Annotated in this window: 10 protein-coding genes; 8 read left to right on the forward strand and 2 right to left on the reverse strand. The window is 27.8% G+C overall.

What is annotated here, in order from left to right; translation table 11 throughout:
- Nucleotides 1-16 precede the first annotated feature (16 nt).
- Together psyc5s11_RS04735 and psyc5s11_RS04740 are read right to left on the reverse strand one after the other, a co-directional pair.
- The gene (locus psyc5s11_RS04735; RefSeq protein ID WP_224038121.1) at nt 17-1585 is read right to left on the reverse strand and encodes a MutS-related protein; all 1569 of its coding nucleotides are present in this window, start codon (nt 1583-1585) and stop codon (nt 17-19) included.
- Nucleotides 1586-2098: 513 nt separating this feature from the next.
- Entirely contained in the window at nt 2099-3517 is a 1419-nt protein-coding gene (locus psyc5s11_RS04740) for a sensor histidine kinase (protein ID WP_224036486.1), read from the reverse strand.
- Between the two features lie 550 nt (nt 3518-4067).
- Here psyc5s11_RS04740 and psyc5s11_RS04745 point away from each other — a divergent pair.
- The 8 genes from psyc5s11_RS04745 (at nt 4068) to psyc5s11_RS04780 (ending at nt 14070) form a co-directional block, all read left to right on the forward strand.
- Nucleotides 4068-4781, forward strand: a complete 714-nt coding sequence (locus tag psyc5s11_RS04745) for a response regulator transcription factor (protein WP_224036487.1) — start codon at nt 4068-4070, stop codon at nt 4779-4781.
- Nucleotides 4765-6279 (forward strand): ATP-binding protein, encoded by a 1515-nt coding sequence (locus psyc5s11_RS04750; protein ID WP_375542004.1) that lies wholly within the window; start codon nt 4765-4767, stop codon nt 6277-6279. Before psyc5s11_RS04745 ends, psyc5s11_RS04750 begins: the two co-directional genes overlap by 17 nt.
- Nucleotides 6280-6358: 79 nt before the next feature.
- Nucleotides 6359-7300: a glycoside hydrolase family 25 protein gene (locus psyc5s11_RS04755; protein ID WP_224036489.1), complete on the forward strand. Its 942-nt coding sequence runs from the start codon at nt 6359-6361 to the stop codon at nt 7298-7300.
- A gap of 346 nt (nt 7301-7646) precedes the next feature.
- Nucleotides 7647-9164 (forward strand): VanW family protein, encoded by a 1518-nt coding sequence (locus psyc5s11_RS04760; protein ID WP_224036490.1) that lies wholly within the window; start codon nt 7647-7649, stop codon nt 9162-9164.
- 334 nt (nt 9165-9498) lie between these two features.
- Nucleotides 9499-9960: a tRNA (cytidine(34)-2'-O)-methyltransferase gene (locus tag psyc5s11_RS04765; RefSeq protein ID WP_224036491.1), complete on the forward strand. Its 462-nt coding sequence runs from the start codon at nt 9499-9501 to the stop codon at nt 9958-9960.
- A 20-nt stretch (nt 9961-9980) separates the two neighbouring features.
- Nucleotides 9981-10817 carry a DegV family protein gene (locus tag psyc5s11_RS04770; RefSeq protein WP_224036492.1) on the forward strand — a complete coding sequence of 279 codons (837 nt, stop codon included), beginning with the start codon at nt 9981-9983 and terminating at the stop codon, nt 10815-10817.
- A 389-nt stretch (nt 10818-11206) separates the two neighbouring features.
- Nucleotides 11207-12601 (forward strand): RNA polymerase factor sigma-54, encoded by a 1395-nt coding sequence (rpoN, locus tag psyc5s11_RS04775; RefSeq protein ID WP_224036493.1) that lies wholly within the window; start codon nt 11207-11209, stop codon nt 12599-12601.
- Between the two features lie 389 nt (nt 12602-12990).
- The gene (locus psyc5s11_RS04780; RefSeq protein WP_224036494.1) at nt 12991-14070 is read left to right on the forward strand and encodes a sugar-binding transcriptional regulator; all 1080 of its coding nucleotides are present in this window, start codon (nt 12991-12993) and stop codon (nt 14068-14070) included.
- Nucleotides 14071-14098: the final 28 nt, after the last annotated feature.

Here is a 14098-nt window from a genome sequence, read left to right on the forward strand (position 1 = left end):
TGTTATGGGTATCCATTTAGATGTATCCTTGAATATTTTCTATTATTTTATATGAATCTTCTATTATTTCTTTAGGATATCCAATATAATCAAGAATTTTAATGGCATTTCTTGTTTTGGAAATACCTTTCTTTATTTTATAGTCAAAGCTTAATCCATTTTTATCATCTACATTTTCACTAAAATAATAAAAATCATAATTTCCCTTAAGTATATCTGAAAGTTCTTTATCATGTGTAGCTACTATACAAATAGATTTTCCTTTATTGTTGATATACTTTAAAATTCCTGCTGAAGAAGATATTCTTTCTATAGGATTAGTTCCTCTAAAAATTTCATCTATTGGACAAAATACTGGTATAGTATCTTTTAATGCTTCTATTATCCGTAAAATTGATTCTGCTTCTGCTAGATAAAAGCTTTTTCCATTAGTAATATCGTCTTTAGGACTTATTGACGAGACAACATTAAAAAAACTCGCTTCATATTCCTTAGCTAAAACAAAATTAAATGTTTGTGCTAAAAGTATATTAGTACTTATCATTCTCAAAAATGTAGATTTACCTGACATATTTGTTCCTGTTAATACTATTCCATTATTATAAATTTCAATAGAATTTTCAATTGGATTCTTTAATAAAGGATGAATGCCATCCCTTATTTTTAATGAAGTTTCAGCAACAAATTTAGGGCTACTACAATTTTCTTTATTACATTCTTCATAAATTGAAATTGAAGATAAAGCATCTAATTCTCCAACTAAATAATATAATCTAAGTATAATATCTTTTTTTTCAATTAGTTTTCCACTTATCCTATAATAGGTTGATTCCTCAATCAGAAAAGGAATTGCAAACATTTCTAATAATCCACCAAAAGAATTCAATACTTTTAGTAAAAAAGTAGCCTTATCTATATCTTTTAATTGGTTTAATAATACTTTAATTTCTTCTATATATGGTTTTAATTCATCATTTTTAATCTTTGTTAAATTCTTAGCTCCAGTTATTAAATCTCTTAAATATATAAGTCCTAAAGCTTTTATATTTGCAGTTTCTTTATTGTGAACTTCTACTATTACAGATACATAAAAAAGGAGTATTGCCATAAAATAAGCTTGTCTAAATAAAATAGCACTTAAAATTAAAATTATAGGTAAAATTCCCAAAAATGAATATATGTAAAATTTTGTTTTGTTTACAGAAAGCAAACCATTTATAGTTTCTATCAATCTATTTTTATTATCAAATCCTAACTTAAAAAATATACATCTTAATTTTATAGTTAAATTTAAATCTTTCTTAAATAAATTAATCAAATTACCTCTTTTATTTATTTTATCTTCATCCATCATTGGATTTCTGAGTATTGTGTAAAGTACAGCTTCTCCAGCACTAGAATAAGTTCTATCTATTTCAGTAAAAATATCATTCATAATTAAATCATCCCAAGTTTGATTATCTATAGTGTATTTATTCTTTTTTGATAAATCAAATAATACGCGTATATTATCAAAATACCTTTTTCTATCCTTAATCACTTTTAATTCTCTTTTTATGTAGTCTTTAATCATATTTTCATTCATATTTATATAGCCTAAATACTTCTTTAAGCTTAACTTATTTAGAGGAAAAAACTTATTAACAATAATTATTATTAATATTAATCCTACTGTTAAAACTATATCTTTAAAATCCATAATATTAACCACCTATTTTATTACTCTAATATTTATAATTAGAGTGAATTTTGATATTCTTACTTAATTGTATGCAATTTATTCGTATTATACCATATCTTACAATAGAAGTATTATTCAATTTTTAAGAAATTATTTATTGGCTGCTTCATTAAATATGCACAAAATTTGTATTACTACATAGTTATTACAATAAGGATTCCCGTCTAATAATTCTCTAAATAACTCTGCTAATTAAAAATAAATAATTAGAAGTATTGAAATAGAAAAATACTTAATGTGAAACATTGAATTTTACATATCTATCAAAGAAATAAAGGGTACTCAATTGTGAACAATGAGTATCCTTTACTTTTGGTTTGATTTATATTATTTAACCAGATTACAAGTGTATTAATATTAGTCAAAATATATATCAGAAAACTCAATTTTAGTATTTTCCACATGATAATTAAGATCTCTATCTTTATGTGCGTTAGATTCACTGTCAATAAGCTTGACAGGTAGCTTAATTGTAAACTGACTACCAACACCCAATTGACTTATTACACTAATTTCCCCTTCATGCATTTTCACAAGGGATTTTACAAGTGATAAGCCAATACCACTACCTTCAGCATGTCTTCTGAATGAAGCATCTACTTGTGTGAAAGTATTAAATATTTTTTCAAGCATATCCTGTGGAATACCATCTCCAGTATCTTTCACTGAAATAAATATATGCTCTTTTTTATCACATATAGTGACATCTATGTTTCCGCCTGGCTTAGTAAACTTGATTGAATTTGATAATAAATTCAACATAATTCTTTCAAATTGTTCTTCATCAAATGCAGTTATTTTTTCTTCTATTTCCGTATCAAAAACAATATTAATGTTTTTTAACCTTGCATATTCAACTATTGATAATGTAATATCTTCAATAACTTTAACAATATTGTTATTTTTTAAGTGCAGACTCAAAAAGCCTACTTCTATTTTATTCATATCTACAACATTATTAATTACCCTAATTAATCTATGACAGTTTTGTTTCATTACCTTTGAATATTTTGAAAATGTTTCAGCAGTAAATGTAAATGAACTATCTTTGTAGAGTTTTTCTAGTAACTGTAAAGAACTGGAGATAATATTAATAGGAGTCTTTAATTCATGTGATATAGTTGAAAAAAATTGAGTCTTTAATTGATTATATTTATTAGATTCTTCTAGTAACAAATCTTTCTTTAGCACCTCAATCTCTAAGCTTTTAGAAATCATCTTAAGTTTTAGTTCTTCGTAGCCTATTTTTGAAAGTGCATTTGCAACTATAAATAATACTTCTGCTGCTGCTGCTACATTTTTTTCTGTAAGAATTTTAATTTTCTCTACTGACTCAACTAATTTATCCTCATCTACGTCTATTTCTTTTGCTATTTGCATATACCTTGATTTTTCAGGACTTTTTGTTAAAACTTGTCCACCTAAGATAGTTCCAATTTGTTTACCCTCTATTAAAATAGGAGCTGCAAAATCAATTAGTCCAGCATGGCAAGTATAAATATAAGGTTTACCTGTCCGTGCAGCTTCCTCTCCACCTTTTCTATGACACTCTGCACATCTATTATCACCTATGGTAGTGCTATGTACAAAATCAATACAAAAACTTGTATAAGAGCTTGGGGTAGTCACTGGATTCCCACTTTTATCTACAGTTATACTTGCAATGCCCATACTTTCGGCAAAGTTATCCTGAAATTTTTGTAGCAGTTTAATATCAATAACATCTTTTATTTCAAGTGAATCTATATCAATATCGCAATTAATATTTCCAATCATAGTTTTAGTTTCCTCCAATGCTTTCAATTTAATTTCGTTATTATGTTATTATAAATTATTCTTTTAACTTAATGCTGATAAATATATTCTTATTATAGCATATTTTGTAAAAAAATGTATTGCTTATTTTTTAAGAACACTATTTATCAACTAGTTCACTATATCTACAATTTGTGTATTATTATATAGTTATTACATTTACGCTTATCCTTAGAGTGTCTAAGGGACAATCATAAATGGGAGCACTTATAATATCAGAAATCCACATCCTTATTCGCTAGCAACTGGAACAACAGAGTACTTTTTATTTCAATGTAGTATAAGTATGATTTCAACTGTGGGTATCTATATTATTAACGGTAGAAGTAGAATTTAGAAAATATTAAGAACTTTTAATGATTTTATTAAGGTATTTGAGTTAAAATTGAATTATAGTAAATGTTAGTTAGAAAATTTTCTTATAAGTTTTTATAATTATAAAATTAATAATGTTAGAAATAATATTTGGTATAGAAGTTATTAAGTCAAAATAAAAAATATGAGATAGGAGATGGCTTTTTTGGAAAAGGGAACTATTTTAATTGTTGATGATGAAAAGGAAATAAGGGATTTAGTTGATATATATCTTAAGAGTGATGGATATGATACAATGCAAGCTTGTGATGGACTTGAAGCAATTAAGTTGCTTGAAGAAAATGATGTGGATTTAATAATTTTAGATGTTATGATGCCTAATTTAAATGGAGTTGAGGCTTGTTTAAAAATCAGAGAGATGAGAGAAATGCCAATAATAATGTTATCAGCTAAAAGTGAGGATATAGATAAGATCTTAGGACTTAATATGGGAGCTGATGATTATTTAACAAAACCATTTAATCCATTAGAACTTGTAGCAAGGGTAAAATCTCAACTTAGAAGATTTCATAAGTTTAGTAAAAAAGTAGATGTATTAGCGGAAGATAATAATGCAATACATATAGATGATTTAGTTATAAATTTAGAGACTCACGAAGTGATACTCGGCGATAATTTATTAAAACTTACTCCAACTGAATTTGATATTTTAGCATTACTTGGGCAAAGTCGTGGAAAAGTATTTTCAATAGAAAATATTTATGAGAGTGTTTGGAATCAAGAATTTATGACATCAGATAATACTGTTATGGTTCATATAAGAAAGATAAGAGAAAAAACTGAGGAAAATCCAAGAAATCCAAGATTTATAAAAACTGTTTGGGGGGTAGGATATAAAATTGAAAAATAAAAAATTTGATAATCATAAAAATTTTAATAATAATATATCAGATTCAAAGATATTACAACGAATAGAAGATTTAGTGAGTAATATTAAGAAAAAGATTGAAAAGAGTATTAGGTTTGAACTTATGATGGTTATTGGAATATGTTTTTTGATATCATTTATTTTCTATAGTTTTACAAATAATATTTTAAAAAGGGAATACAATGAGCCAAAGATAACCTATGATTATGATTCTATTGAAAGATCAGCTAATGATTTAGCCAAGCAAATAGAAGCACAAGAAAATCTGGATTTAAAGGATAAAAGTAAAATTAGCAGTATTTTAGAAAATGTAGCAAGTGGAGATAAAAGTTACATAACAGATTTGGATGGAAAAGTATTATATAAAACTAAAAATGTAGCCGAAGAAAATATAGATATTTATAGTGCACTAAAAAATGCTATGGCTAAGGTAAATTACGAAAAGTCCGGAGACGTTAAAGAAAAAAACTATATAATGCCATTAAAAGTGGGCAATGATAGAATTTATTTAATATATTCAAGAATACCTGAAGCGACAATAACATATGCTACAATTAATACCTCAAACTCATCATTAGCATTGATTCTTGCAGTTATAGTATTTATAGTTTCTTTTGTAATTATAACAAATAAAAAGATGAAGTATTTGGATGAAATTGCAATTGGTCTTAAAATAATAGCAAGTGGAAATTTAAACTATAGAATACAAGAGAAAGGTACTGATGAAATTAGGAATATAGCTTACAATATAAATTATATGGCTAAGGAAATAGGCGAAAAAATTAATGCAGAAAGAGACGCAGAAAAAACAAAAACAGATTTAATAACGAATGTTTCTCATGATTTAAGAACTCCTCTAACATCTGTAATGGGATATATGGGACTTGTAATTCAGAATAGGTATAAAGATGAAGCAGAAATGAAGGAATATTTAAATATAGCATTTAGTAAAGCAGAAAGACTAAAACTGCTAATTGAGGATTTATTTGAATATACTAAGTTAAATAACAATGGAATAACATTAACCAAAACTAAAGTCAACTTAGCAGAGTTTTTATCACAACTAATAGAGGAATTAATGCCATTATTTGATGAAAATGAATTGGCAGTATATAGAAAGTTTGAATCAGAAAAGATATCCGTTTCAATAGACACCTTAAAAATGCTTCGAGTATTTGAAAATTTAATTACTAATGCAATAAAATATTCATATAAACCAGGAGAAATATTAGTAGGATTATATGAAAAAGATAATACTGCAATTGTAGTTTTTAGAAACAAAGGAGATCATCTTTCAAAAGAAAAAGCAGAAAAACTATTTGATAGATTTTATAGACTGGATGAATCAAGAAATACTAACACAGGGGGATCAGGATTAGGACTTGCAATATCCAAAAATATAGTAGAATTGCATGAAGGCAAAATATGGGCTGAATCAATAGGCGATAATATAAGTTTCTATGTACAACTAAACCTATAATTATTTATTAATTATAGGTACTTTTTTTAAGATAAATTAATATTTATAGTAGAGAAGTATTTTTTATTTTGGAGGAAATATGCAAGGTAACAACCCTAACAGTCGTTTTGGAGTAGACATAAATGAATATACCCAAAATGTTCAATTCGATATACTGGCAACGAAAATAGATTTTTTATATTTAAGAGCTTCTGGATCAGCAACTGGAAGATATAGAATTGATAGAAAGTTTCTAGAATTTGCAGTTGCTAGTAGAAATTATGGAATTCCAGTTGGAGCATATCATTTTGGATTACCATCTTATGATTTAACAGATGCTGATAGGCAATGTGATGATTTTATAAATACATTGCAGTCTGGTTTTGGGAATAAAGATTATGGAGATTTATTTCCAGTGCTAGATATAGAAGCGCCTACAGATAAATCAATAACTACAAAAGTATTAATTAATTGGATTGATAGATTTAGGAAAAGATTTGAGAGAAAAACGAGAAGAAGACTGATGCTTTATACAGGAATAGATTTTATAGAACTTTATGATAATTTCTATATTCCTGGACGTGGTTATCCTTTAAAAGATATGATATTATGGATTGCTATGTATTTAAAAATTCCTCAAAATCCAAGAATTCCTCCTAATGTTGGAGGATGGACTAGATGGAGAATATGGCAATATAGTGAAGATCAAATTGTTTCGGGAATTGGAAATCCTGTTGATGCAAATTGGGGACCAAATAATATAGATTTATTAACTCAACCTGATGTTGTCACAGGGATGCAAGCAAGATTTGAAAGTGGGAACATATCAGTTTCTTGGAATAGGAATAAAGATATAGATCTGTTGGGATATAATATTTTTGTAAATAAAGAATGGGTAGGTACAGTTGATGAAAATGCCACAAACTATTTAATAACTAGAGATAAATTGAAGATTCAAAAGAATATGCCTATAGAAGTGGCAATTGAAGCTTTTGACTATGACGGAGAAACATCAAAAACACGCGCAAAAGTGAATTTATAAATAAGGTATTATAAAAAAATAACTATTCAATATATGTTTTTATTCTGACCATACTGTATTGAGTGAATTCATTGATAGCACTATTAGTGGATCTAATATTCCAATATGGAAAAAATACAAATCATATATTGGAGTGTTATTTTTTGATATCTAAAATCTGATTCATATTTGATATTGGATATAATAATATTACTATCATATTTCAGTTTGAATATGATATAATAAAAATATTGATGAAAATTTAGTAAAATCATAATTTTACCAATGAGGTAACTAAAAGAAATAATAAAACATATAATTTTAGATTATTAAAATACTAATTAATTCCTTGAAAGGAGAAGAACGAGTGGAAAAGGGAACTGGCAAAAGAGCACAAGCTTCCAGGAAGACTGCTAAAAAACAAAAGAATATTAGGATAGCAATAGTAGCATTTGTAGTAATAGTAGCTGCAGCATTATCTGCATATTCATTATCAATAAAAGGTGTAGTTAAGGAGTGGGATAATAAGATATATCCTGGGGTAACTGTACAAGATGTGGATCTTGGAGGTATGACTAAAGAAGAAGCAAAAAATAAGCTTACTGAAACATTTGAGGCAGCTATAGGTAATAAAAAATTATCTATAATTGCAGGGGACAAGCAATACGAACTTATTTATTCAGATATAATGCCAAAATGTGATATAGATGGAACAGTAGAACAAGCTTATAAATTTGGAAAAGAAAGTGGAATTTTCAAGAAATACAGAGCGATAAAAAATTCAGATAATGAAAAGAATCAGATTTCATTAGGATTTTCTTATGATGAAGAAAAGTTAAAAGCATATGAAGAAAAATTACAAAAAGATGTTACACAATCAGCTAAGGATGCTACTATTAGCATAGAAAAAGATAAAATAGTTGTTAAAGCTGGAATAGAAGGAAAAACAATAAATTTAGACAAGTTAGATAATCAATTAAAAGACAACATAAATGGGGAACTTGATTCTAAGGATAACGTAACAGTTGATTTAGAAACAACAAAACCAAGAGTAACTAAAGAAGACTTATCGAAAATAAAGAATGTAATGGGTACTTTTTCATCAAGCTATGGTACATCAGCAGCAGGAAGAAGTAATAATATAGAAATAGCAACTGCAGCAATAAATGGAACTGTGGTTATGCCAGGAGAGACATTTAGTTTCAACGATATTGTAGGACCAAGAACAGTTGAAAGAGGATATCAAGAAGCTGGAACATATGTAGGGAATAAGGTGGAACCAGGAATTGGTGGTGGTATATGTCAAGTATCTACTACTATTTATAGGGCAGCAATGAAATCTAATTTAAGATCTGTTGAAAGAACAAATCACTCTATGGTAGTAGGCTATGCTCAGCCGGGCCTTGATGCAACAGTTTCTTATGGTTATTTAGATTACAAGTTTAAAAATACTTATGATTTCCCTATTTTTATTCAAGGAAGTACTATAGGTAAAGTAATGACTTATAATATATATGGAGATACTTCTGCATTAAACGGGAAAACATATGATATGGCAAATGAAATTACTGAAACTATACCACCTGAAACTAAGGTAGTACCGGATATTACTTTACCAGAAGGAAAAGAAGTCAGCGAAGGCACCGGGATGACGGGATATAAAGCAAAATCCTATCAAATCACTTATGAAAATGGAGTAGAAATAAAAAGAGATGTTGTATCAACAGATAATTATGCAAGTGTTGGAATAGTGGTTAAAAAAGGAACAAAACCAGCTGCATCAGTAACTCCCTCACCAGCAGCACCGGTAACAACGGAAAAACCATCTGCTACAGCGTCAGCACCAGCAGTAATACCACCACCAACAGTAAAACCAGCACAATAAAATGAAAATACTAATGACATGATATAAAGGGATATTTTTCGGGTGGAGTTTTTAAGACTCCACCTAAATTTAGTTGGAATTATACCAACTAGGGAAAGCTAATACTCACAAGGGCACAATATCTTCTTAAGGTGGATGCAGTAGCAACAAGTGGGGATATACCCAACTAAAGAGGTTTTTGCCTTAAAAAATAGTCTATCATACTGATGTGATATTTTTTTATTATATATAAGTAAGTAGATAATGATTATTTTGACTTGTTATGAACCGTATAGTATAATTTTAAAATAAAAGTGGACTGATTTTTTTGACAAAAATAGAAGAGGGTGAAATTTTGAATTTAAATATAGTATTATATAACCCAGAAATACCTCAAAATACAGGTAATATTGCGAGAACTTGCGTTCTTACAGATAGTAAATTGCATTTAATAAAACCATTAGGATTTGAAATAAGTGATAAACAAGTTAGAAGAGCAGGTTTAGATTATTGGAAAGATTTAGAATTGGAAATACATGAAAGCTATGAAGATTTTATAAATAAATACGGAGATAAAAGAATATTTTTAGCAACTACTCATGGTGGAACTCATTTTGATGAAATTGCATTTGAAGAGGGCGATTTTATAATGTTTGGAAAAGAATCTAGTGGGGTTCCAGAAGATGTGCATAATAGACATACTGGACTTAGAGTTCCGATGATAAAATCAAGTACTAGAAGTTTGAATTTGTCAAATACAGCAGCTATAGTAGCTTATGAAGCTTTAAGACAAATGGGATTTCCTAATATGAAATAAGTGAAGAGGAATGAAGATATATGGAAAAGATAAAAATCATAACAGATAGTACTGCTGATTTATCTAAAGAATTATATGAGAAGTATGATATAGAAGTATTACCATTATTAATAAACTTTGGCGAAGAAAGTTATTTAGATGGAGTTGAAATAAATCCCCAGAAAGTATTTGAAAGAATAGAAAAGGATGATGTACTTCCAACTACAGCTCAAGTAATTCCAAATAGGTTTATTGAATCATATAAGAAAAACTTAAGTGAAGGATATAAAATTATATCAATTCATATGTCTTCTGCAATGAGTGGAACATATCAATCAGCATGCATAGCAAAGGAAGCACTAGAAACTCAAGATATAGTTGTTGTTGATTCTCAAAATGTTACAGCAGCACTTGGAATTCTAGTTATAAAAGCAGCTAAGCTTAAAGAAAAAGGATATAAGATTGCAAAAATGCAAGAGGAACTAAATATTATTAGAGAAAAAATAAGGGTTTCAATTTATTTTGATTCTTTAGAGTATCTTGTTAGAGGTGGAAGAATTTCTAAAACAGCTGGTATAGTTGGTGGTATGCTTGGAATAAAGTTAATTCTGGAAATAAAAGATGGTCTTATGGCTGTAAAAGATAAACTTAGAGGAAATAAAAAATCAATTAAAAAGATTATTAGTGATTTAGAAAATGCACATTTAGATGAGGAAGTACCAGTTATATTAATTGATGTAAATAATATTGAAATTAAAGAAGCACTTAGAGAACATATGAAAAACAATAAAGTTAATTTTGTTGAATGTCCAGTTGGGTCAACTGTAAGTATACATTCAGGACCAGGATGTTGTGGATTAGTATTTTTAAACAAATAATGTTACGAGACAATAAGAATTAAAGACATGCTTTGATTTTTTTTGTTGTGGTAATATTAATTAAGGTACATGATAGAAAATAACAAGCTAAAAGATGGAATATATATTTTGCGTTAATAAATTAGGGGACATGCTAACATAGTATAGAGCACAATATACTAATGCAGAGGCTTGTTATTTTTGAATATGTTTAGGTACTTGAAGATTAATTGAAATTACTCTGGAGATAATACATAATGTATGTTTTTCATGATTGAAATTAGTGGAGTAAACTTGCATTATAAAGGTAAGACGGGGTATACTATATAAAAGATTGTTAATTATAAAATCATCAGCGTAATGAATACGTTTAACTAAAACGTAATACATAGTCATAAGGGGGGATATTTATGAATTTGGATTATAGGATGAAGATGACGCAAGAACAGAGATTAATATTAACGCAAAATATGCAACAATCAATAAAGCTTTTACAAATGTCTCTTCATGATTTAAGGGAATATATTGACAATGAGTATTCTGAAAATCCTGTTTTAGAAATGAATGAGGAAATAATTTCATATGATGATGCACAAGCAAATGAAGAAATGCAGACAGAAGATAGATATGATCATAAGAAAATAGTTGAAGAATTATATTCTGACAATTATAAAGATAGATCAGAAAAAAGTTACTCTGGAGAAGATATTTCGCCACTAAATTTCATTGAAAAAAAGTTATCACTAAAGGATTATTTGCAGGAACAATTAGTTGAAGTGAATATAGATCAATATACGCTAACTATCTGCCAATATATTGTTGAATCATTAGATAATAGAGGCTATTTAGAAATATCAATAGAAGAACTTGCAGAAGAATTAAATATATCAGAAGAAGAAGTTGAAAAAGCTTTAAAATTAGTTCAATCATTGGAACCATATGGTATAGGAGCTAGAAATATCAAAGAATGCCTGCTTATTCAGAGTTTAAAGTTGAATATTTTAGATAACATAATAGAGCAAATGATTTTAAATCATTTAGAAAATGTTGCAGATAACAAATATGAAGTAGTTGGAAAGGATCTTAACATATCACCAAGGGAAGCACAGAGATATGGAGATTTAATTAAGAAATTAGAGCCTAAACCATCACGCGGATTTTATACAGGGGAAGAAGTTAATTACATAATTCCAGATGCTGAAATAAAAAACATAGATGGTGAATTTTTTATTTTAATGAATGAAAGTGTTTTACCTAGACTTATGATAAATAAAACTTATAAAGATGTCTTGCAAAATAATCAAGATTCAGAAACAAATGCGTATGTTAAAGATAAAATAAATCAAGCATTGTTTTTAATTAAATCAATAGAGCAAAGAAAGAATACATTACATAGGGTTTTAGAATGCGTAATTGATAAACAAAAGGATTTCTTTAAATTTGGTAAGCAATATATAAAACCTTTAATGTTAAAAGAAGTTGCAGAAATACTCGAAGTTCATGACTCTACAGTAAGCAGAGCAATTAAAGATAAGTATGTATTAACAAATTACGGAACTGTAAAAATAAAAGACTTATTTGCAAGTGGAGTATCTTCAAATAATAATGATGATGATATGGCAACTATAAAAATAAAAAATGAGATAAAGAGAATAATTGACGAAGAGAATAAAGGTAAACCTCTTTCAGATCAAATAATAAGTTCTATGTTAGGTGAGAAAAATATAAATATATCACGTAGAACAGTTGCTAAATACAGAGAAGAAATAGGAATTAAAGCTTCTTCTATGAGAAAAAGACTTTAGTTATAAATGAAAAATGTGAAATTATTAAAAAACAAAAGGAAAAGTGAGGACCCTAATTTATATTTGGGTTCTTCATATAATAAAAGTTAAAAATTTTTTTTGAATCAGTTCTATATAAGTTGCACTAATGACTTTGTAATACATTTTATCCCAATATCCATGTTATTTAGGTATTGATTGAAATTTTATAATTCACTATAAAGGATTAATCACAACTTATATAGTTAAGAAGAAAATAATTGTGAAATATTATAAAAAAAGAGTTGTAATAACCAGTTTTAATAGATTTTTTTGTTATTTTTGAAATATTATAAAAAAAATTTCACTAAAGCCTTTAAAATTTCATCAAGGTGTTTTATAATAATAGATGTGGGACATAATGAAATGATATGGGACACTTAGTGACCAAGGGAGTGCTGGAGTTGCAGGAAATATTAGAATTGCAGAAAAAGATAGTTCCTGAGCTCGTAAATACATTAGAAAAAAGGTATAACGTACTCAGAACAATTTGTCATAATGAACCAATAGGAAGAAGAGTCCTTGCTGAAATGTTAAATGTTGGGGAAAGAACAGCAAGAACAGAAATAGGTTTTTTAAAGGAACAAGGATTAATTGAAATAAATACTTCTGGAATGACAGTTACAAGTGAAGGAATAGAAATTATATTTAAATTAAATGATTTTATTCATGAAATAAAAGGTCTTTCGGAAGTTGAAAAGAAAATAGAATCTTTTCTTAATTTAAAAAAAGTAATCATAGTCCCAGGAGATATTGAAGAAAATCCTTTAGTATTAAAGGATTTAGGTAAAGCTTGTGCAAATTATGTAAAAGATGTTTTAGAAGATAATTCTATTATAGCTTTAACAGGTGGAAGCACATTAAAAGAAGTTGTAGAAGCATTTCCTAAAATAACAAGTTTATCAAAAATCCAAGTAGTACCAGCAAGAGGTGGAATGGGTAAAAAGGTTGAAACTCAAGCAAATACTTTAGCTGCTACCTTAGCCAAAAAGCTAAATGGTACTTATAAAATGCTTCATATTTCAGAAAACTTAAGTTTAGATATAATAGATACATTACTTAAGGAAGAAGCTGTTAAAGCAGTAATAGATACTATACATAAAGCAGATATATTGATATATGGTATAGGTAATGCTGTTCAGATGGCAAGAAAAAGAGGAGTTCCGCAGCTTGAAATAGATAATTTAATTAATCAAGGAGCTGTTGGAGAAGCATTTGGATGTTATTTTAACAAAGACTCAGAAATAATCTCAGAAACTACCGCCGTTGGAATCAAAATTAATGAAGCAAGACAAATAAAAACACATATTGCAGTGGCTGGTGGGCAGAATAAAGTTGAGTCGATAATATCAACTGAATTTAATGACGTAAATGGAGTATTAGTTACAGATGAGGCAACAGCCTATGGAATACTAAAGAGGCTAGATAATAAAATTCAGTTATTAAAGTAGTTTGTAAAATTTATTTTTATAAAAAAGA

Source organism: Clostridium gelidum (assembly GCF_019977655.1).
Taxonomy (GTDB): domain Bacteria; phylum Bacillota; class Clostridia; order Clostridiales; family Clostridiaceae; genus Clostridium; species Clostridium gelidum.